This is a genomic window from Spongiibacter nanhainus, from assembly GCF_016132545.1.
GTDB lineage: Bacteria > Pseudomonadota > Gammaproteobacteria > Pseudomonadales > Spongiibacteraceae > Spongiibacter > Spongiibacter nanhainus.
Map to the genome: position 1 here is coordinate 2320733 of NZ_CP066167.1, position 20396 is coordinate 2341128.

Annotated in this window: 18 protein-coding genes; 3 read left to right on the forward strand and 15 right to left on the reverse strand. The window is 58.1% G+C overall.

From position 1 onward, the window contains the following. Positions 1 to 12 precede the first annotated feature (12 nt). The 7 genes from I6N98_RS10675 to dapA form a co-directional block, all read right to left on the reverse strand. A complete protein-coding gene (locus I6N98_RS10675) occupies positions 13 to 2595 on the reverse strand; it encodes a methyl-accepting chemotaxis protein (protein ID WP_198568351.1) in 2583 nt (860 codons plus the stop codon). Between the two features lie 185 nt (positions 2596 to 2780). After that, positions 2781 to 4889 (reverse strand): TonB-dependent receptor, encoded by a 2109-nt coding sequence (locus I6N98_RS10680; protein ID WP_198568352.1) that lies wholly within the window; start codon positions 4887 to 4889, stop codon positions 2781 to 2783. Between the two features lie 113 nt (positions 4890 to 5002). Then, on the reverse strand, positions 5003 to 5290 hold the full coding sequence (locus I6N98_RS10685) for a hypothetical protein (RefSeq protein ID WP_198568353.1): 288 nt from the start codon (positions 5288 to 5290) through the stop codon (positions 5003 to 5005). A 42-nt stretch (positions 5291 to 5332) separates the two neighbouring features. Then, positions 5333 to 6052: a phosphoribosylaminoimidazolesuccinocarboxamide synthase gene (gene purC / locus I6N98_RS10690; RefSeq protein ID WP_198568354.1), complete on the reverse strand. Its 720-nt coding sequence runs from the start codon at positions 6050 to 6052 to the stop codon at positions 5333 to 5335. Positions 6053 to 6095: 43 nt separating this feature from the next. Continuing rightward, positions 6096 to 6860 carry an MBL fold metallo-hydrolase gene (locus tag I6N98_RS10695; RefSeq protein WP_198568355.1) on the reverse strand — a complete coding sequence of 255 codons (765 nt, stop codon included), beginning with the start codon at positions 6858 to 6860 and terminating at the stop codon, positions 6096 to 6098. Beyond that, complete coding sequence (bamC, locus tag I6N98_RS10700; protein ID WP_198568356.1) at positions 6857 to 7867, reverse strand: outer membrane protein assembly factor BamC; 1011 nt, start codon at positions 7865 to 7867, stop codon at positions 6857 to 6859. The genes I6N98_RS10695 and bamC overlap by 4 nt, the downstream gene beginning before the upstream one ends. Before the next feature lie 12 nt (positions 7868 to 7879). Beyond that, positions 7880 to 8758, reverse strand: coding sequence for a 4-hydroxy-tetrahydrodipicolinate synthase (gene dapA, locus I6N98_RS10705; RefSeq protein WP_198568357.1), 879 nt, complete (start codon positions 8756 to 8758; stop codon positions 7880 to 7882). Positions 8759 to 8968: 210 nt separating this feature from the next. Between dapA and I6N98_RS10710 the strand changes: the two genes are divergently transcribed. Further along, positions 8969 to 9469 (forward strand): DUF3806 domain-containing protein, encoded by a 501-nt coding sequence (locus I6N98_RS10710; RefSeq protein ID WP_198568358.1) that lies wholly within the window; start codon positions 8969 to 8971, stop codon positions 9467 to 9469. A 43-nt stretch (positions 9470 to 9512) separates the two neighbouring features. Here I6N98_RS10710 and I6N98_RS10715 read toward each other — a convergent pair whose 3' ends face one another. The 4 genes from I6N98_RS10715 to cofE form a co-directional block, all read right to left on the reverse strand. Then, entirely contained in the window at positions 9513 to 10403 is an 891-nt protein-coding gene (locus I6N98_RS10715; protein ID WP_198568359.1) for an AEC family transporter, read from the reverse strand. A gap of 229 nt (positions 10404 to 10632) precedes the next feature. Further along, positions 10633 to 11391: an SDR family oxidoreductase gene (locus I6N98_RS10720; protein WP_198568360.1), complete on the reverse strand. Its 759-nt coding sequence runs from the start codon at positions 11389 to 11391 to the stop codon at positions 10633 to 10635. An 84-nt stretch (positions 11392 to 11475) separates the two neighbouring features. Next, positions 11476 to 12450 carry a 2-phospho-L-lactate transferase gene (cofD, locus tag I6N98_RS10725; RefSeq protein WP_198568361.1) on the reverse strand — a complete coding sequence of 325 codons (975 nt, stop codon included), beginning with the start codon at positions 12448 to 12450 and terminating at the stop codon, positions 11476 to 11478. Continuing rightward, a complete protein-coding gene (cofE, locus tag I6N98_RS10730; RefSeq protein WP_232787310.1) occupies positions 12451 to 13224 on the reverse strand; it encodes a coenzyme F420-0:L-glutamate ligase in 774 nt (257 codons plus the stop codon). 245 nt (positions 13225 to 13469) lie between these two features. Between cofE and I6N98_RS10735 the strand changes: the two genes are divergently transcribed. Beyond that, complete coding sequence (locus tag I6N98_RS10735) at positions 13470 to 14270, forward strand: SDR family oxidoreductase (protein ID WP_198568362.1); 801 nt, start codon at positions 13470 to 13472, stop codon at positions 14268 to 14270. 12 nt (positions 14271 to 14282) lie between these two features. On the opposite strand, the gene pyk is transcribed toward I6N98_RS10735, so the two are convergent. Continuing rightward, positions 14283 to 15707: a pyruvate kinase gene (pyk, locus tag I6N98_RS10740; RefSeq protein WP_198568363.1), complete on the reverse strand. Its 1425-nt coding sequence runs from the start codon at positions 15705 to 15707 to the stop codon at positions 14283 to 14285. 396 nt (positions 15708 to 16103) lie between these two features. Between pyk and I6N98_RS10745 the strand changes: the two genes are divergently transcribed. Further along, positions 16104 to 16757 (forward strand): hypothetical protein, encoded by a 654-nt coding sequence (locus I6N98_RS10745; RefSeq protein WP_198568364.1) that lies wholly within the window; start codon positions 16104 to 16106, stop codon positions 16755 to 16757. 144 nt (positions 16758 to 16901) lie between these two features. Here I6N98_RS10745 and I6N98_RS10750 read toward each other — a convergent pair whose 3' ends face one another. From I6N98_RS10750 to I6N98_RS10760, 3 genes are read right to left on the reverse strand one after another with little or no spacing between them, the layout of a single operon-like run. Continuing rightward, entirely contained in the window at positions 16902 to 18086 is a 1185-nt protein-coding gene (locus I6N98_RS10750; protein WP_198568365.1) for an acyl-CoA dehydrogenase family protein, read from the reverse strand. A gap of 41 nt (positions 18087 to 18127) precedes the next feature. Beyond that, positions 18128 to 19039: a VOC family protein gene (locus tag I6N98_RS10755; RefSeq protein ID WP_198568366.1), complete on the reverse strand. Its 912-nt coding sequence runs from the start codon at positions 19037 to 19039 to the stop codon at positions 18128 to 18130. Between the two features lie 42 nt (positions 19040 to 19081). Then, complete coding sequence (locus I6N98_RS10760; RefSeq protein ID WP_198568367.1) at positions 19082 to 20146, reverse strand: 3-ketosteroid-9-alpha-monooxygenase, oxygenase component; 1065 nt, start codon at positions 20144 to 20146, stop codon at positions 19082 to 19084. Positions 20147 to 20396: the final 250 nt, after the last annotated feature.

Here is a 20396-nt window from a genome sequence, read left to right on the forward strand (position 1 = left end):
GGCGCTTGCAGATCAGCCCGCGGCTTGGCGCGACATCACGGGCTGACCCTGAGCATACTGGGCCGGCGGAGTGTCGTCGCTGCCCAGCTCAAAGGTCGACACCATTTGGTTAAGCTCTTTGGCTTGGCCCGCCAGCTCTTCTGCAGCGCTGGAAGACTCCTCGGCATCCGCAGCGGAGCGCTGCACAACCTTATCCATTTCGGTCATTGCCAGGCTGATTTCGTCGATACCCACCGCCTGGGCTTCGCTGGCGGTGGTGATTTCGGCAACGATATCGTTCACCTTGCTCACCGCGCCGCGAATATCACTAAGGCGATCACTGACCTCACCGGAAAGCTCGCCGCCATCCTGGGCCGACTCGGCACTCTGGGCGATCAGGGTTTCGGTTTTGTTGGCGGCGTCTTTAGCCCGCTGTGCGAGATTGCGAACCTCTTCAGCCACTACTGCAAAGCTGCGCCCCGCCTCGCCGGCCCGAGCCGCTTCAACGGCCGCGTTCAGTGCCAGCAGGTTGGTTTGGAAGGCAATTTCGTTAATATCGCTGATGATCGCTTGGGCGTCTTTGGCGGCAGCTTTGATGCGGTCCATGGCCTCCAGCATTTTCTCCATGCTGCCACTGCCTTGCTCCGCCAGGCTCTGGGTATCCTCAGCAAGGGATTTCGCCTGCCGGGTATTGTCGACATTCTGCCGGGTCTGATCCCGCAACTGCTCCAAGGAGCGGCCAGTCTCCTCAATAGACGCGGCCTGTTGGGAAGCACCTACCGCGACGGAGTGGCTAGAGGATGCAATCAACCCCGCCGCGGCAGATACTTGTTCTGAGGCCTCAGAGACGTGAGACATGGATCGGTGTAGCTGGTCCACTGCGCTGTTTACATAGCCGCGCAGATCGCTAAAGCGACCGTGGTAATCCCCTTCAATGCGGCGGGTGAGCACATTGTCAGCCACTGCCTGCATCACATCCGCCACTTCGGCGATGGGCGCGGTAACTGCGTCCAGCATGGCGTTGATATTATCCAGCAGTAATCGGTTGTCGCCGCCGGTGCCCTCAACATTGGCTCGGCCGTCCAAGTGCCCCTGCTTGGCATCGGCAATCAGCCGCCCCACCTCAGAGACCGCTTGTTTGCGTTCGGTGATATCAGTGGCGTACTTCACCACTTTAAAGACTTTACCGTTGTAGTCTTTAATGGGCGTGTAGGAGGCCTGTATCCAGATTTCCCGGCCACCTTTGGCCAGGCGCTGGAACTCACCCTGCTGGGCCTCACCCCGGGCCAACGCTTGCCAGAAGTCTCGGTAGGCGGCTGACTCCCGGTACTGGGGATCGACAAACAAGCCGTGATGTTGGCCCTGAATTTCCTCCAATGAGTAGCCCATTGCCGCCAGGAAGTTGTTATTGGCGGTGACAATATGCCCGTCAGTTTTGAATTCGATCACCGCCTGAGTGGCGCCGATCGCCTCAATCTGACCCTGATAGTCGGCATTAGTGAGCTTTTGTTGGGTTATATCGGTGGCGTATTTAACCACCTTGAACACCCGGCCATTGAAGTCTTTGATCGGCGTGTAGGAGGCCTGTATCCAGATATCCTCGCCCCACTTGTTGACCCGGCGGAACTCGCCGGTCTGCGCTTCACCCCTGCCCAGCGCTTCCCAAAAGGCCCGGTACTGCGCTGACGCGGCGTAGTCTGCCGGCACAAATTTACGGTGGTGCTCACCGATGATTTCCTCACGGCGGTAACCCATGGCGTTGAGGAAGTTATCATTGGCATCGAGGATGATGCCGTCGACTTCAAAATGAATCACCGCCTGGGTGGCATTAATGCCGCTGATCTGGCCCCGGTAATCGGCTTCCTGCATCTTCTGATCGGTGATATCAGTGGCGTACTTGACCACTTTGACCACCTGACCATTGTCGTCGCAGATCGGCGTATAGGAGGCACTGATCCAAATATCCTCGCCACCCTTACGGATACGATGAAACTCACCTTGCTGCACGTCTCCGGCGGCAAGCTGCGCCCAAAACTGTTTGTACTGTGGTGAGCTTTTTAATTGGCTATCGACAAAGAGGCTGTGATGCTTGCCGACAATCTCTTCCCGGCTGTAACCCATGGCCGATAAAAAGTTATCGTTAGCGTCGATAATAGTGCCATCCGGTTTGAATTGGATCACTGCCTGGGTCGCGTTGATCGCTGCGATTTGCCCTTCGTAGTCGGTATTGCGACGCTTTTGCTCGGTGATATCACTGGCCACTTTGACCACTTTCACCACCTTACCCGCTTTGTCGAATACCGGGCTGTAGGACGCCTGTATCCAGAACACACTGCCATTTTTAGCAAAGCGCTGAAACTCCCCGGACTGGGAATGCCCCGACGCCAGGGATTGCCAAAACTGGCGATAGGCCGCTGATGACGCGTAGGCCTTATCGACAAAAATGCGATGATGGGCTCCCACCAGCTCTTCGGCGCTGTAGCCGGTGATGGCGAGAAAGTTATCGTTGGCCTGACGGATCGCACCGTCGGGCTCAAATTCTATGATGGCCTGGGACTCCCCAATAGCGGCTAGGGTGCGCTTTAATTGGTCCAGGCTAGGATTCTGTTGTGGCATAGCCAGCGTTCTCTTATCGCGACATAGAGATTGTTATCCCGCTGGGACCGAACATCATCCCTAACAGGTAAGGTTAGCCTGAAGAATCCATGCTGTGAGGGCTATAGGTAATATCCGAGTAGAAAAAGCACCGCCGGCAACGGCCGGCGGCAGGGAGGAGATCAATTAAAGCTGTCAATCGGGCACTAAAACTGTAAGCGCCAGGCCAGCTCAATACTGCGGCCGGGCTCCGGTGCATAGTCCCAAATAAAGGAGGTGCTGCGACGAATGGTCTCATCACTGAGGTTTTTACCCTGCAGAGACAATGTGTGAAGGACCTCTGCCACGGACAACTGCCAAGACACACCGGCATCGACCCGGGTGTAGCCATCGGTTTCCGACTCAAATTGCCCCGGCTCATCTTGCTCAGCGGCACGGATAACGGTGATATCCCCATACCAGTCGCCACTCTCCCAACTGGCAGTCAGGCCGATGCGCCGGGGTGGCATTCTCGGCACATTTTCACCGTCGTCCAGTTCACCCTCAATAGCATCGCCAAACAGCGTGAGACCCAAGTCCCCGCCCGCCACTGGCCGCACCAATCCCAGGCGGTATTCCAGGCCAACAAACTCAGCGTCCTGCTGGGCATACGCTAACACTGGTGACTCGTCCTGCACCTCGCCAGTATTGTCGAGATAAATAAAGTCCGCAAAGGCGTTGTAAAACAGATTGAGCTCGGCGCTCACTTGGGTGGCACCCCACTGGGAGACAAACTCTAAGCCGGCGTCCAGATTCCGAGATGTTTCCGTGTCCAGAGACTCGTCGCCCAACTCAATCGCACCGGTTGCGCCATGCACTACCCAGGACGCCTCGTCATTGAGCACGTTGGAATAGCGCTCCTCTGCCGTTGCCGCCCGACTGGATTGCGAGAGCGCCAGGGAAGCCGTCACACTGTCAGTCAGATCGACACGACCGGCAACGGAAGCGCTGAAGACAGTGTCATCGTGATTATCCAGCGAGCTGTCGTCAGCTTCGAGTTCGTTAAAATCCACCCGCAAACCCGACTCAATTTGCCAGCCATCGCCGTGGTAGTCTTCAACCCAAAACAAGCCCAGTGCCTGGGTGGTGTTGGCAGGTACAAACGCCTCCTCGCCGATTGCCGAAAAATCCGCCTGCTGGAACTGCAGCCCTAACACACCGTGCCAGGCTCCGCGGGGGGCATGGGCCCACTCGCCGCGCAGGGCAGTGGCTTCTTTTTCAAAACGGGTGCCGGCTTCACCACTGGGCTCGACCTCCACATGGGAGTAATCGCTGTACGCCGCCCGCCAGCGGAACAATTCCCAGAAGCCCTCAAGATGCAGATCGCCAGCCAAATCCCAACGGCTTTGCTCTACATCGAGGCTGATTCCACCCTCTTCCTCGTGTTCTTCATGCTCGTGCTCTTCTTCGGCATGCTCTTCTTCACCCTCATGTTCCTCCTCACCCTCATGCTCCTCGTCATGGTGGTGGGCGTGCACACCGCCGGGAATACCGTAGTCGTCCTGGTATTCGCTGTAACTCACACCGATATAACCGCGGTCAAAATGGAAGGCTGTACCCAGGGTAAAGCGGCGCGCTTCTCCATCGGCATTGGCAATAAAACCGTCGCTGTTTTCTTCGACCTCCTCGACCACCGATTCATCGATAGCCAAGCCGGGGATATCCGGCTCGTTCCAGTCCCGGTACAAACCGTCGAGATGGAATGCCCAGGGGCCATTGCCGGCGTCGATTCTCATAATGCCAGTACGGCCGTCGTCCACTGATGAGTGGCGCAGCTCCAGCCCGCCCTCAACACCCTGAACATGGGTGGCCGGCACCCGGTTGTCCAGCACATTCACCACCCCGCCGATAGCGCCGGAGCCGTACAGCAAAGTGGCGGGGCCGCGGATCACTTCCACACTGTCGGCCAGAAGCGGCTCTACGGAAACCGCGTGATCGGCACTGTTGGTAGACACATCAAAGCTGGGCAAGCTGTTTTGCAGCACCTGCACTCGGGGACCCTGCTGGCCGCGGATAACCGGCTGACCCACACCGGGGCCAAAGCTGGCCGATGACAGTCCCGGCTCCTGTTGCAAGGTGTCGCCCAGGGTCGACGCGGCGCGACGGCGCAGTTCCTCGCCCCGCAGCACCGTCACTGGCATTGCGGTTTGGGCATCTTTTTTGTGAGCCGGCATGGTCACCAGCACGTGTTCCAGAACATGGTCTTCATTGGCTACAGCCTGCATCGACCACAGTGCCGCCACCAATGAAAGTGGCGTAAACGTTTTGCGGATCATTACCAATCTCCTAGGATCGACCGCTCGCACGCGCAAGCCATTGCCGCCAAACAGGCAAACGGTCATACATCAACACCGCCTCACACAGGGGCGGTAAACGAGTTCGTTGAGGGTTAGGAGATCAGAGGTGGAGCGCGGGCCGGCGGCCGCAAACGTCGGGCCGGGCTGAGGGAATTAACAAGGGTGGGCGCCAGCAAGGTGGCGCTGGCCAACACCACCGCAACAACAAACACTGCCGCCGGGGCCGCCGCGCCGCCAAACTGGCAGACCAAACAGTGCTCGCTGACGGAGTGCTTGTCAGTAATGTGAAGGTGATCGCCCTGCAGCCACAGCGACGCCGACAATGACAGCAGCAGGACCGCTATCAGGCGAAGTTGATAGTGGCTAAAACGGGCGCGCATGGGGTCTAGCCTGGGTCTCGTCTAGCTTGGATCTCGGCGAGATTAGGCATCAAAGTCGATGCCCAGTCGGCGACCGACCAGTTCATAGGATTCCACCACGTTGCCCAAATCTTGGCGGAAGCGATCCTTGTCGAGTTTTTCCCGGGTGTCCTTGTCCCAGATCCGACACCCGTCGGGGGAGAACTCATCGCCCAGGTAAATCTCACCGTCGTTGTAGACGCCAAATTCCAGCTTGTAGTCCACCAGCAACATACCGGCGTCCAAGAACATCGCTTTGAGCACATCGTTAACCTGGTAAGTCAACGCCTTCATACGTGCCATCTGTTCGTCGGTGGCCCAGCCAAAACTGCGGATGTGAGACTCATTGATCATCGGATCGTGCAGGGCGTCATCCTTTAAGAAAGTCTCAAAAGTCGGCGGCGTCAGTGCCTGCCCTTCTGTTACGCCCAGGCGCTTGACCAGCGAACCGGCGGCATAATTGCGTACCACACACTCAATGGGCAGCATATCCAGACGCTTGACCACCGACTCGGTGTCTCCCAACAGGGACTCAAAATGGGTGGGTATCCCCGCTGCCTGCAGTTTGGCCATGATAAAGGCGTTGAACTTGTTGTTGACCATGCCCTTGCGATCAAGCTGCTCGACCTTGACCCCATCAAATGCCGAGGTGTCGTTGCGGAAGGCAAGTACATAGCGATCCGGATCATCGGTTTTGAATACCGATTTGGCCTTACCAGAATACAACTCTTCGCGTTTTTCCATGGTGTTTTCCATTCAAGGCGGGCGCACTGCCCGCGCAAACTTATTAGGCTATCTCGAGCCAGTCGAAACCGGCCTCCTGATCGGCGCTCAGCAAGGCCTCACTGCTTTGCATATGAGGCTCGATCGCAGAGCGCGCCAGCGCCGGTGTATTGTTTTGCTCACTGAGATGCGCCATCACCAAATGCTGAAGACGCTCGATCTCACAGCTACTCAGTAAACTCGCCGCTTGGCCATTATTCAAGTGGCCCCAGTCGCCACCGACTCGACGCTTCAGGGAAGGCGGATAGGGGCCGGCCTCTAGCATCGGTACATCGTGATTACACTCCAACACCAACGCGTCGCATTCGGCATAGTGCTGCCTGACCACTGGCGTCACGCTGCCCAGGTCGGTCAACAAACCCAGGCTGCGGGAACGATGGCGAAACACAAACTGGCAGGGTTCCCGGGCATCATGGGGCACCGGGACTGCCTGTATATCGATACCGGCAATTTCCTCACTGTCACCGGGTGACAGGCAGCGCCACCAGGGCGTGCTGCGCATTTCCCCGTACTCGGCGGTGCCAAAACTGGTAAACACCGGCAGCTCGTACTTCTTGGCCAGCGGCAGCACGCCTTTAATATGGTCACTGTGCTCGTGGGTAACCAGTATTGCCGACAGTTGTTCCGGCGCCACACCCAGCCGCTCCAGGCGGCGGCGGGTCTCTTTTAAGGTGAACCCGCAATCCACGAGCACGCAGCTGTCGGCGGTGGCAACGAGGGTACCGTTGCCTTTACTGCCACTTCCCAATGAGGCGAAGCGAAGGCTCAATGCAGATAACCCATGACCCGGTTGAGAATGTCCTGGCGTTTTTCCTCGGGCAGGCGACGGCCCTTCTGGAAGTTGAGGAAAATCAGGTGCTCACTATCACTGACCGGACGCATTTCCACCACATAGCGGGCGACATACTTGCGCTCAGCGCCAAATAGACGGCGCAAGAAACCGGGGCGGTTTTTTTCCGGGTCGAAGTAGCTGAGCCACAGTTTATTGACTGACTGGTGGGCCTCTTCAATTTCAAAGCCGGATTTTTCCAGGGCCAGTGCCAGTGCCGCCCAGGCACGGTCGTAAGACAGGTCCTTCAGGCGAATATAAGTTTGGTCACCCTCGCCTTCCAAGAAGATTTTGCCCAGCTCCCGGCCCTTGCGCTTGGCCAGTATCGACACGGTACCTGCCGCTTCTTCATTGGCCAGATACTGAGCCAACACTTTAACAACCTGGCGCTCACGGTCTTTGTCAGTGGAGTTTTGTGGCCAGGGCTTGCCGGCGGCGCCGGTCTGTACCAGGGTGTGAACTTCACTGGTGCCCACCTGCACCCCCTGCTCTAAACGAAAACGGAAGCGCTCCTGCCCTTGTACCTGCTCGGCATCCCGCCACTGGGTTTCGATAATGCCCTGTTCAACGTTGATATCAGCCACGTCGAGGCCCACCCGATCGAGAAACGCGCGAACCCGGGGCCACACTTGGTTGGGTGCACCGTCCAAGAGAATCCAGCGATTGTCGCCCAGCGATTGAATCCGCACTTCAGACTGGCCGACATTTTTGGCCAGTGGCTCAGGGCGCGGCGCGTTAAACTCGCCTTTCAAGCGCTGATGCCCGGCTATTCCCGGCACCGCGTACTCGTCGCCGAGGGCTTCAGATTGCATCTGCGGCGGCAGATCCAGTGGTTTACTCAGCTCTGCCCGCCGGTAATCGTCGGAGCGGTCACGAAATACGCCGCAGGCCGACAGAACCACGGCACTTAGCAGCACGACAAAACGGGTCACACTACGCTTACCCATAGAATCCTTCATTTATTTAAGCAACCCCGCATGCCGCAGTGCTTCGCGGACCTGAGGCTGGGCGCCTTCGCTCAAGGGGGTCATGGGCAAACGAATACCGTTTTCCATCATGCCCATTTCCGCCAGTGCCCATTTTACCGGGATGGGGTTGGCCTCTACGAAAAGCCGCTCGTGAAGCATCAGCAGTGGCGCATTGGCGGCCTCGGCGGCGGCGCGATCACCGGCAATGGCGGCATCGCACATGGCTTTCATCGCTGCCGGCGCCACGTTAGCGGTGACCGAAATATCGCCCTTGCCGCCGGCCAGCATCAGCTCCATGGCAGTGGCATCATCACCAGACAGTACAGCCAATTTGTCCCCAACGGCCTCAATCAGTTCCCGACCCCGGGCCACATCGCCAGTGGCATCCTTAATGGCGACGATATTGGGGTGCTCAGCCAGGCGCACCGTGGTGGCATTTTGCATATCGCAGGCAGTCCGACCGGGCACGTTGTACAGCACCTGGGGAATGTCCACCGCGTCGGCAATGGCCATAAAGTGTTGGTACAGACCTTCCTGGGTGGGCTTGTTGTAATAGGGGGTCACCAGCAGGCAGGCGTCGGCGTTGACCTCCCGGGCCACTTCGGTCAACTCGATGGCTTCAGAGGTGGAGTTGGCACCGGTGCCGGCAATCACGGTCATTCGACCCGCAGCCTGGTCGACGCAGGCCTTAATGAACATCTTGTGCTCATCCATGGCCAGTGTGGCGGATTCGCCTGTGGTGCCGACGGCGACGATGCCGTCACTGCCCTGCTCAACGTGCCAGTCGATGAGTCGCGACAGGGCTTCCCAATCGATGCTGCCGTCCGCGTGCATGGGCGTTACGATTGCGACGATGCTGCCCGAAATCATGCCGATGTCTCCAGAAATTTTGCAAGCCGCCAATGGTACTGGCCCGCGATGCCCAGCTCAAGAGACAATCGCCGCCATAGCGGCAGTCACCGCAACATTGGAGGCCCGCGACCACAACAATAGGAAACCCCGTCACTGCACCGGGGTCAAAGAAGATATAATCTTTCATTAGTGAAACGCGATGTTGTTCCCGGCCACGGAGGTCTAATCATGCGTATCAACCCGATAACGTCCATTCTGTGCCTGCTGTTGCTGACCTTGGGCCTGTCGGCCCACGCCCAGCAGTGGCGAGTAGATCCGATAACCCCCCTCGACCAGCAATTTATGGACAAGGCCAAGGACCAGCTCAACGACAATGCCAGGCGCTCACTGGGGCGCAGCTTTGGCCAGGGCCGGGACAGCGACCTGCAATTGATGCAAACCATGCTGGACCGCCACCTGATTGATAAGGACAACCTGACCCAACTGCAGGCCATGGGCATCATTATGGGGGAATACCTGCAGCGGGAGCACAGTCTGCGCTGGGTGGTCTACAGCGACAAAAAGGGCCGTAGCAGAGCACTGGAGGTGCCCACCAAGGATGAGTTTATTTTTCCGGTCACCCAGATCAGCAGCCGGGTCAGTGTCGGCGCCGAGGTCGATGTGAAGGCCATCTACGAAAAGCTGGAAAGCGAAATCGCCCGCATCAAGAAGATGATCATTATCCGCTGACCGGACTGGGTGGGTACCGCTTGTCCACCCTCCTGCTCCACACCTACTCAACCCCCAGATAAAGCAGCAAGGCGGGGATGGTGATAAAACTCAGCAGAGTGGACATCACCACAATCCCCGCCACGGTATCGGCCTCCCGCCGGTACTGAACCGCCAGCAGGTAGTTAAAGACGGCCGCCGGCATGGCCGACTGCAACAGCACCACCTGACGCAACACGCCTTCCAGCTCCAGCACCCACACCGTGGTCAGCCCCGCCAGCAAGCCCAGGCCCAGACGAGCAACGGCGTAGAGCAGCGACAGGCCCGCCGACGACACCCGCAAACTGCTCAGTGAAATCCCCAGCGTCAGCAGCATCAGAGGGATACACATGCTGCCGAGAATATCGGCAGTATTTTGTAAAAATGGCGGCAGTGACCAGTCCAGCATCAACATCGACGCCGCGACGACCCCCGAGTACAAAATCGGCGATTGCAGTAACGCCCGGCCAGCGGCTCGGCCATTGAGTATCGCCACCCCCAACGAGAAGTGGCACAGAGTGGTCACCAGAAATACCGCCAGCCCCAGCGCTAAGCCCGCCTCGCCAAAGGCAAACAAGCACAGCGGCAAGCCCATATTGCCGAAATTGCCAAAGGTCAGCGGCACCAGAAAACTCTGCAGCGACTGCCGGGTCAGCAGGCAAAACAGCGCCGCAAAGCTGCCGCCAAACAGCAGCAACACCACACTCGCCACCAGCGCCGAGCGCATCTCCGTCGCCGGCATGGTCATATCACTAAAGGTACCGACGATCAGCGCCGGCGCACTGACCCAGGTAACAATGCGGCGCACAAATTCCTGATCGAAAGGCTGGCGGAATCGCGCCCACAGTGCGCCCAGCATGGCACACAGCAACACCGGCAACATAACCGGCAGCAGAGGGGCAAGGAGTGCTTGCATGACTAAACCGTGATGATGACTAAGCGCGCATTATCCACGGTCTGGCCCTGGGCAACAAAACCGGCCCGCCAGATCGGGTAAAAGCCTAGCAGGTTGTTGATTTCCGTTTTCGAGGCAGCCAATGCAAGGCGAAAACGGGCGAAATGAGGGAGTTTATACACGATAAATGACCGATTTGAGCCCGTTATCAACGCCGCAGTGGCAACGCAGATAGGAAATCAACAACCTGCTAGATTGCGTCGGGCCTGAGCACGGCGTCATAACCACCGTCGACAAACAACACTGAGCCCGACATATAGGACGCGCCGGTGCTCAGTAGGAACAGCACCACATCGGCAATTTGCTGGGGCTGGGCCACCTTACCCAAAGGCACGCTGGCGGCAAAGTCCTTCATGGCCTGCCCCAGGTCGGGGTCACTCATTACGCTGTCGGTGAGGGGGGTTGCCACAATCCCCGGGGCAACGGCATTGATTCTGATGTTGCGGCGGGCCAGCTCCGGGCACTGCCGACGCATCCAGCCGCACAAGGCTAACTTGGAGCCTGCGTAGGCGCTGTAGGGATCAGCGGCATCGGCCAGCTCGCAGGCGGTCTGCTCGTCGCCGGCGATCAGCGCTTCAGTATAGGGGGAGCTCTGCACCATGGCGGCAGAATTGGAGGCAATCATCGCCACCACTCCGCCGTCCACCAGTACATCCGCCAAACCTTCGACCAGTGTTGTGGCGCCAAAGTAATTGACCCGGGCAATGAGCGAGGGCGACTTTACCGATGGCCCCAGGCCAGCGCAGGGAATGATCCCATCCAGCCCCTGTGCTGCAAGTGCTCTTACACCCTCTATTGCCTGCTGACAGCCCTCGTCTGTGGCCAGGTCGGCGCAGATATCGGCGTCGCGCAAATCGATGGAAATAACCCGGTCACCGCGCTGTTGCAGTTGTCCAGCGATCGCGGCGCCAATGCCAGTGGCGGCGCCACTGATTGCATAAACTGCCATAGTAATGGTCCTTACTTATTATTATCACAAGCTTAAGCGACTAGATTAAGCGACAAGGTTAAGCGAGAAGGGGGCAGCCAATAATTAGCGCGAAGTCAGTTGCTCAACCAGCTCGAGAACCGCCGTCGCCACCCGACGTTTTGCCGCCATATCCGTCATCATAGTGTCGGCCTCGGTAACGGCGACCCCCATCTGGATGATGTCCTCCGCCAGGCCACTGTCCTGTTGATCCAGCAAATAAGCGTCGATCAGGTCACCGTGGCGCTGCTGGTAGTAACGCACCACCTGACTGGCACTGGCAGGCATATCCAGCTCCGCCATCATTTTGCCCAGCGGCCCCTTCACGGCATTACCGGCAACGATGGGGGCCACCGCCACCACCGGAACACCGCTATCACTTAGAGCCTCGCGGAAGCCCGGCACCGACAGAATCGGGTCAACACTCAGGAAGGGGTTGGAGGGGCAAATCACCACGGCGGCCAACTCACTGTCAGCCAGGTAATCGGCAATCGCGGGATTCAAGCTGGCCTGCTCAATACCCCGAAAACGCAGCGACTGCACACTGGGCTGACAGCGCTCCCGCACAAAGTACTCCTGGAATTCCATGGTGCCCCGATCGGTAAGCACCTCGGTGGCCACCGGCTCCTCACACATTGGCAACAAGCGGTGTTCCACCCCCAGGTGCTGACACATATAGGCCGTGACCTCGGTCAGGCTCTTCCCGGCTCTCAACTCCATGGAACGATACAGGTGGGTGGCCAGGTCCTGGTCGCCCATCTGAAACCAGGTCTCGCCGCCCAAACGGCGCATCGCCACCATGGTTCGCCAGGTTTCATCCTCCATGCCCCAGCCGCGATCCTGATCATTCAGGGCCGCCAAGGCATACATGTTGGAGTCGAGATCGGGGCAGATGCGCAGATCCCAAAAGTCGAAGTCATCCGCCGTATTGACCACAGCAGTCAATTGCTCGGGCGGTAGCTCTTCGGCGAGCCCGTGAAGTAGCTTCGCGCCACCCACACCACCGCTTAGAGCCAGTATCTTGCCGTTAAACCCTGCCATTTATCTGAATAAGTCCCGCTGTCGATCGCGAATTAAGGATTGCGAACCGCAGTCCGCCTCACTGAGTTTGGCACCCCGCAGCAACACCACCGGTGCCGCTTCATCGGCCTGCCCCATCAAGAATGACGCCGCTGCAGCCAACTCATCTGCCACCGCCACCTCGGTCACCTCCAGAGGGCGACCGTAGAGATCGGTCTGGCCAATCCGGTTCTCCACCGGCGCAAAGCCAGCAGTGCCTAAAGCAAAGCCCATAGTGCCGTTGCGCCAGGCCCGCCCCGCCGAGTCATTGATAATGATGTAGGGCGCCACGGAGGTCAGCGCTTGCAGGTCCGCCCGTAAACGGCGGGCGCTGTCGTCCGGGTCTTCCGGCAACAGCAGCAGCCGGGGATTGTCCTCATCGCTGAGGATATTGGAGCGATCGATGCCCGCGTTGGCGTGCACATAGCCCAGGCGATGCTCAACAATCACCACGCCGGGTACCTGTCGTAGTACTTCCCGGGATTCCCGCAGCACCCACTCCATCTGCCGGGGGTCTTTGTCGCACTTGGCTGCCAAAGCCTTGGCCTCCTCGGAGGGTTCCACCTCATTGAGGTAGGCGTAGCGATTCTCCGCCTTGGAGATAATCTTTTGTGCCACTACCAGCACATCGCCGGGTTCCAGCCTGGCCTCTGCCGCAGACAAGGACGCCACGATCAACGCCGCGATATCGTCGCCTGGGGACACCAGCGGAAAGTCCGGCAGGGCCTGCAAATGTAACTGTGTAATCTGACTCATTCGGTTGCTGTTCCCGGAGCATCGGGCCTTATGTAAAGTGTAGACGCTATTTTGCGCTGTCGTGGCCACGAATGAAATGCGACTTTAGCCCTCCATATCGACTATTGAGCTTATTTGCCACCAACCGCTAAGCTCTCCAACAATTCATGTTGGCTTAGGCGCACTTCTCAATAAGCTTGGCAAAAAATCGCCGGGCTCGCTGGGCCAAGGGTCACAGAACTCAGAAGTCAGGGGCAGGAATAATAATGGGAAATAACGAAAGGCTGGATTTCACTGGCCAAGTCGCCATCGTCACCGGCGGCGGTAAAGGGGTTGGCCGGGGAATCAGCCAGCGCTTTCTCGAACACGGTGCCAAGGTAGTGATTTGCGGTCGCAGCGAGCCGGAGTCACTGCCCGCGGTCGGCGACAACGTGGCCGAGTTCCACGCGCTGGACGTTCGCGACCCAGAGGCCACTGAGCATTTTATCGAGCAAGTGGCCAAGGACTATGGCCGCATCGACATATTAGTCAACAACGCCGGCGGCGCCCCGGCTGCGGATGCCGCCACCGCCTCGCCCCGCTTCTCCGAGGCCATTATTCGCCTCAACCTGCTGGCGCCCCTCAACTTTGCCCAAGCCTGTAACAAGGTGATGCAACAACAAGACAGCGGTGGCGCGATTATTAATATCGCCTCAGTGAGCGCAGTGCGGCCCTCCCCCGGCACCGCTGCCTATGGGGCCGCCAAAGCGGGCCTGCTCAACCTCACCACCAGCCTGGCGGTAGAGTGGGCACCCAAGGTGCGGGTGAACAGCATTATTGGCGGGCTGATTCGCACCGAGCAATCCCACCTCCACTACGGCAATGAAGACGGCATTGCCGCGGTATCCGCCACCGTGCCGCTGGGCCGCATGGCGGTGCCAGAGGATATCGGCGATGCCTGTGTATTTTTGGCCAGTGACCTGGCCAGCTACATCAGCGGCGCCGAAATCAAACTCCACGGCGGCGGTGAGAAACCGGCCTTCCTGGGCGCGGCCAATGCGGAGCACGACAGCAACTCCGCCCGCTGAGCGGCTACCGCATTAAGGAACTCTAACGATCTTTAAAGAGTTGGTGTGATTATCCACACCAACTTGGTCGCCAAGAGTGACCAGAATTAAATCGCCCGTCTCGACCTGCCCCAGCTCTTTAATCTCGGCAACGCAGTCGTCAATCGCCGGATCGGCCGTGTGGGATGGCACCGCAAACACGCCGCGATACAAACTCACTCGATTGCAGGTCTCCGGGTGGCGACTAAAGGCGAAGATGGGAATGCCCGAGGTCAGCCGCGACATCAGCAGTACTGTGCGCCCGGTCTCGGTCATCGACACAATGGCCTTGACCCCCTTCTGGTGGTTGGCGGCGTAGACCGCGCTCATTGCCAGGGTCTCCTCCACCGACTCAAAGGTGCGCTCCAAACGGTAACTGGACTTGCGCGCCGAGGGATAGAGCTCCGCCCCTTCACAGTTGCGAGCCATGGCCTTGACCGTTTCCACCGGGTAATCCCCCGCCGCGGTCTCGGCGGACAGCATCACCGCATCGGTACCATCCAAAACCGCGTTGGCCACATCGAAGACCTCCGCCCGAGTGGGCAGCGGACTGGTGATCATCGACTCCATCATCTGCGTGGCGGTGATCACCGGCTTGTTGAGTACCCGTGCACGTTTGATGATGTGCTTTTGCAGGCCGATCAAACCGGCGTCGCCGATTTCTACGCCCAAATCGCCCCGAGCCACCATCACGCCGTCGCAGGCGCGGATCAGCTCGTCCAGGTGATCGTCCTCAGCTACCGCCTCAGCGCGTTCGATCTTGCCGATGATCTGGGCGTGACAGCCCGCCGCCTGCAATTTCTTGCGGGCATCGTGGATATCCTCGGCGCAGCTAGGAAAGGACACCGCAATAAAATCCAGGTCCATGGTGGCGGCGTGACGAATGTCATCCAGGTCTTTTTCAGTCAGCGCCGGCGCCGACAGCCCGCCGCCAAGGCGGTTAATGCCTTTTCGGGAGCGCAGCTTACCGCGACTCTCCGAACGGCAGCGCACCGCCTCACCGTCAACCGACAACACCGTCAACCGAAAGCGACCGTCGTCGATCAGCAGGGTATCGCCGGCGCTAACACTGCGGGCCAGGGGCTCGTGGTCCACCCCAAGGTGGGTGGCATCGCCCTCCCCGTCTGCCAAACGGGTATCCAGAATCAGCTCGTCGCCCTCACTCAGAGTGACCGGGTCTTCAGCCAACGTCCGCAGGCGGATCTTGGGGCCCTGCAAATCCCCCAACAGGCCGACGTAGCGCTCCTGCTCCGCCGCGAGCTCGCGAATCAAACTGGCCCGGGCGCGGTGCTCCTCGCCCTTACCGTGGGAAAAATTCAATCGAAATACATTAACACCAGCGGCGATCATCTCGCCCAGTCGCTCCCGGGAGTCACAAGCCGGACCCACGGTGGCCACAATCTTAGTACGGCGCATCATGGCTGGAACCTTACAACAGTGAGGATAGAAAGATTTGCCCTCTAGCGGGGCTTAGGGTCAATACTACACCGCTTCGCGATAGCATTCGACTGGGGGCTAGCTCGCTTGAGCCAGATCTAGCTGGTAGGAAGAAACGTTATCCTATCAACTTTCCTAAAAGGGGACGTCAATAGAATTTAATAGATAAAACGCTAGTTGCAAGCCCCTCCCCTCTTGCTGCTTCTTAATTTTAGCGCTCTGTTACGCGCATAGTTCAGCACTTATGCCTCACAAAGCCTAAGTACACATTCGTATTCCTCAGGCTACTACCGAGAAGTATCTTGCATGATCAATGGGCTCATTTAGATCTAACCGTAACTCCATACGCAAAAACTATAGTAGCAAGGATGCACTCAGATGAATCTGAACTACCTCAAGTATGCCGTCGCCGTCATGTCAGTCTGCACGCCATGCATTGCAGATCAATACGAAAGCAGCAAAATAAGGTTCACTACAGGTGCTAGCTTTTATACCCTTGAAATAGAAGATGATTCTGGCCAGGTTTACAGAGAACAAACCCACTTAGTACCCACATCCTTGACGTTTCAGTCTAAACAAGGGGTTTTCGGCGGAGCAGGTTACACTCTCGCGACACTCGATAAAATCGAGATGGACGACATAACTTTCGATGTCGAGGAAGACTTCTCGGTTTACTCGCTCTTGTTGGGTTATCGCACCCCAATGTCGTATTACGACCGGTATCGTTATTGGGGTGCCAGGCTGAGCTACTCCGAAAATAACGAAACATTCTCCAGCGCTTCAAATGCAGCGCTTTTTATAGAGAAAGATTCAGAACAACGCTTCGGCCGAATTTCGCTTAGTTATGAGCAGAGTACAGGGGCAATAATGTGGTCGTTGTCAGGCACTCACGTCTGGTTTTTTACTCGCCAATTTGGAGCTGGGGTTAATTGGGCACTTGGTAGAGGGATCTTCGACGATGCAGCATTTGATAAAGCAGACTCCACTGCCGCCTCATTCGGCATTACATTTGTTACCCGGGGAACACTTTAGTATCTGGAGGCCCAGACTTAAAAGCTTTTCCTCCAGATATCTCCGGTACAGAAGCAAAGATCAATGTCTATTTGCTAGTACAAACAGATATGGTAGAGCCGCGTAATTTCATACCCCGGCTCTAGCTCACCGCTCCTAAATCAATTACACAAAGAAATCGCCATTATCCATACCCAGCGTCACGCCACCCAAGTTACGGGCAAAGGCCGTGGGGTTATTGGCCACGTGAGCCCGGGCGGTGTGTACATCCCGGAAGCGCTGCTGGATTTCGCTGTTGTTAAACACTGACTGACCACCGGCCACTTCAAAGAGTGAGTCGATGATGTTGATACTCTTGGTGATCACCAGCGACGCATGGTGGCGATAGCGGATGCGGTCTTCCAGAGGAATTTCCTCGCCCCGCTCCAGTTGGCCCATCATCACGTCAAAGTTGCGGAACAGCAGTGACTCCATCTCGTCGATGCCGTTAAGGGCGCCGGCAATGCGCTCGACGACTTGAGTGTCGCCGGCCAGTTTGGTGGGGTCGCCACTGGCTTTGTTGAGCACCGCGTGCTTGTAAAGGTCTACGGCAGCTTTACAGGCGCCGATGGCGGGCGTGGAGACCACGCGGATAAAGCTCTGTGCCCAGGGCAGGCGGTACAGCGGCGCGTCGTTAACAGCCAGACCGGGGTTGGTGCCGGCAAAACCGTCGCTCTGCTTGTGGGTCATGTAGTCGGGGACGAACACGTCCTCTACCACGATGTCGTTACTGCCGGTGCCTTCCAGGCCCATGGACTGCCAGGTATCGATAATCTGGTAATCGCTGCGGGGGATCAGGAAGGTACGGTAGCCCTCTTCCGGCACAATGGCGCCCAAGAGAACCCAGGTGCAGTGATCACAACCGCTGGACCAGCCCCAGCGACCGCTCAGTTTAAAACCACCGTCGACCTTGGTGACTTTGCCCAGCGGCGCGTAAGAGGATGACACGCGAGTGTGGATGGAATCGCCCCACACCGCTTGTTGGGCGCGATCATCCATCATGGCGATTTGCACGGCGTGCACGGCGATAATGCCGCTGGCCCAGGCGGTGGACATGCAGGCTTCTGCCAGTGCGATCTGCATTTTGAAAAACTGCTGGGGAGTAAACTCATAGCCGCCGTAGCGCTTGGGTTGCAGAGTCAGGAAGAAGCCCAGATCCTGCAGCTCGTCGATGCTGGCTTGGGGCACTTTGCGAATCTCACGGGTCTCGGGGGCCCGCTCGCGCAGTTTGGGTTGCATGGCCTTGATGCCGGCCAGCATCTGCTCAAAGCTTGCGGTGTTTTGGGTGTCGGTTGCTACTGCGGCAGTCATTACAGCTCTCCTGTCGTTATTCTGTCAGCGATGACAATCGGTTACTCGGCATCGGGCATCGAAAACTTGTGGCCCCAAATGCTGGGCAGGGTTGTCACCGTTGGCGTGAAGTTGTCCCAATCTACTTGCAGGCCGCCGGTGCCAAATTCCAGCGCGAAGCCGGCGGGCGTGGCCATGTAGAAAGACAGCATGCGGTCGTTGGTGTGACGCCCCAGGCTGGAGACGATGGGGATCTCGGCCGCCTCGACCCGGTCCAGGCAATAACCCACCTCGTCAACGTCTTTAACCTCCACCATCAGATGGACGCAGCCCACCGGATTGGCCTGATCTTCATACAGCGCCAGGCTGTGGTGGCGCGGGTTGTTGACGTGCATAAAGTGCAGCCCTTGGCCGGGGTCGTCCGGGTCCGGGGAGAACTTAAAGTGCATATAATCGCTGTCGCCAAAGCCCAATAAGTCTTTGTAAAACGCGTGGGTCTCCGCCAGTTTTGTGGCGGGCAACACCGCGTGACCAAAGCCCATATCGCCGTTGAGGCCGGTTTCAAAACCGGAAATACCCTGGGGCGAAACAAACTTGGCAAAATCCAATTGGCCGCCCCAGTAAAGCTCGAGGGTGTTGCCTGATGGATCTTGCAGGCGCACCAGCTCTTTCACCCGGCGCGCATGTGCCACGTCGGCGGTCAGTTTTTCAAAGGCCACGCCCGCCTTGTCCAGATCCGCCAACGCAGCGTCAAAGTCGGCCTTGTCACGCAGCTCCCAGCCGCAGCACTGCAGGCGATCGGCGTCGCCCTTCACAATCGCAAAACGAAAGGGGCGCTCGTCCATTTTTAGGTATACGGCGTCATCGGGCATGCCGGATGCCACCATCAAGCCGAGAATATCAGTGCCGTATTCAAGCCACTTCTGTGGGTCGGTGGACTCAATCACTACGTAGCCGAGGCTGCGAACATCCATAGACGATCTCTTTTTATTGGTTCAGACGGTTGCCAGAGGCAGTTATGCGCTGCGCAAGTGATAGTCGACCACGTATTCTTTGCGCTCATCGAAGGTACTGGGCACTTCGTCCCGGTCGACAAAGAACTGCTTGTACCACTGGCGCAGCCGGTTTACCGGGCCATCGCCGTCGCACAGCACGGGGTTATCCACCCGGGTTTTGGTGTGCCAGATGTGCACGTCCTGAAAGAAGGCCTCGCGGTTTTGCTGGGTGTAGAGCTTGGCCATTTCGCGGTTTTCTTCATCGCTCATGCCGGCCATTTTCTTCACTGCCACCCCAAAACGCAGGTCAAAACTGTTGTGGGTCTTGGGCACATGGGTTACCAGCAACCGGGACTCCACAAACACGCCCTCAACCTGACCGGTCATGTAGGTGGTCATGTAGGCGGGGCCGTAATAGGTTGCCACCGAAGTCAGCTCGCCGTCTTCTGCCAGTCGCTCAGAGCCGCCCTTGAGTACTTGCTGATAGGTGTGCTTGTGAACGATGTTCTTAAACTCATTGATCGGCGCACCGTGTACCGGCGCAAAGTGAGCCACATCGGCCATGTTGTCGATCAATTCACGGGAGTTGGTGTTGATGGTCATCAAGTCCATCTGCCAGGTGGTCCACTCCGGAGAGAACAAGTCGTCGATGCGGGGTGGCCGCTGCTCTGCGATGGGCTCGCCGCCTTCGGGGTCGTACCACATAAACAACAGGTGGTTTTCTTCCAGCGTTGGGTAGGAGCGAATCACCGCCTTGGGGGGAATGCGCTTGGCGTAGGGGATGTCGTCGCAGACGCCGTCGGCGCCCCAACGCCAGCCGTGGAAGGGGCAGCGCACCGAGTTACCCTCGACGCAACCTTCGCTGAGATCCGCGCCCATGTGCGGGCAGTAGCCGTCCAGCACGTGGACTTCGCCGTCTTCACCCCGGTAGGCCACCAGGCGGGTGCCAAAGTAGTCGAGTTTTACCGGTTTTTCATCGTACTCGCTGGCCAGTCCCAGGCAGTACCAACCGCGACCGAAACGATCGGGCAGTTCTTCCGCTTGGATTATGTGGGGCTGACGCTTGACCTGTGCAAGCTCGGACATAATTATTCTCCTGCTGGATTCGTTCCCTGCCACTCCGCGCTGGGGCGCAGTGGCTCACGCTCATATTCACGCTCACAAGAGACAGTGCAGTGCGCGGGTTTGCGATGTTGGCAGTCTCACACAGGCCCCAAACCCTCGCCATACCTCATTTAGACGAATCATAGGAGCGCAATAACGCCCTGATTTTGCTCACTTTTGAGAAGACCGTGCACACTAGCAATGACGCTGAGAAGTGAGGGTGCGCGGCACC

Coding starts and splice junctions, on each gene's coding strand:
- I6N98_RS10760 (WP_198568367.1), bottom strand. CDS start 20,146: ATGTCCGAGCTTGCACAGGTCAAGCGTCAGCCCCACATAATCCAAGCG.
- I6N98_RS10750 (WP_198568365.1), bottom strand. CDS start 18,086: ATGACTGCCGCAGTAGCAACCGACACCCAAAACACCGCAAGCTTTGAG.
- I6N98_RS10735 (WP_198568362.1), top strand. CDS start 13,470: ATGGGAAATAACGAAAGGCTGGATTTCACTGGCCAAGTCGCCATCGTC.
- I6N98_RS10685 (WP_198568353.1), bottom strand. CDS start 5,290: ATGCGCGCCCGTTTTAGCCACTATCAACTTCGCCTGATAGCGGTCCTG.
- I6N98_RS10755 (WP_198568366.1), bottom strand. CDS start 19,039: ATGGATGTTCGCAGCCTCGGCTACGTAGTGATTGAGTCCACCGACCCA.
- purC (WP_198568354.1), bottom strand. CDS start 6,052: ATGGAAAAACGCGAAGAGTTGTATTCTGGTAAGGCCAAATCGGTATTC.
- I6N98_RS10715 (WP_198568359.1), bottom strand. CDS start 10,403: ATGCAAGCACTCCTTGCCCCTCTGCTGCCGGTTATGTTGCCGGTGTTG.
- pyk (WP_198568363.1), bottom strand. CDS start 15,707: ATGATGCGCCGTACTAAGATTGTGGCCACCGTGGGTCCGGCTTGTGAC.
- I6N98_RS10720 (WP_198568360.1), bottom strand. CDS start 11,391: ATGGCAGTTTATGCAATCAGTGGCGCCGCCACTGGCATTGGCGCCGCG.
- cofD (WP_198568361.1), bottom strand. CDS start 12,450: ATGGCAGGGTTTAACGGCAAGATACTGGCTCTAAGCGGTGGTGTGGGT.
- dapA (WP_198568357.1), bottom strand. CDS start 8,758: ATGATTTCGGGCAGCATCGTCGCAATCGTAACGCCCATGCACGCGGAC.
- I6N98_RS10710 (WP_198568358.1), top strand. CDS start 8,969: ATGCGTATCAACCCGATAACGTCCATTCTGTGCCTGCTGTTGCTGACC.
- bamC (WP_198568356.1), bottom strand. CDS start 7,867: ATGGGTAAGCGTAGTGTGACCCGTTTTGTCGTGCTGCTAAGTGCCGTG.
- I6N98_RS10675 (WP_198568351.1), bottom strand. CDS start 2,595: ATGCCACAACAGAATCCTAGCCTGGACCAATTAAAGCGCACCCTAGCC.
- I6N98_RS10680 (WP_198568352.1), bottom strand. CDS start 4,889: ATGATCCGCAAAACGTTTACGCCACTTTCATTGGTGGCGGCACTGTGG.
- cofE (WP_232787310.1), bottom strand. CDS start 13,224: ATGAGTCAGATTACACAGTTACATTTGCAGGCCCTGCCGGACTTTCCG.
- I6N98_RS10745 (WP_198568364.1), top strand. CDS start 16,104: ATGAATCTGAACTACCTCAAGTATGCCGTCGCCGTCATGTCAGTCTGC.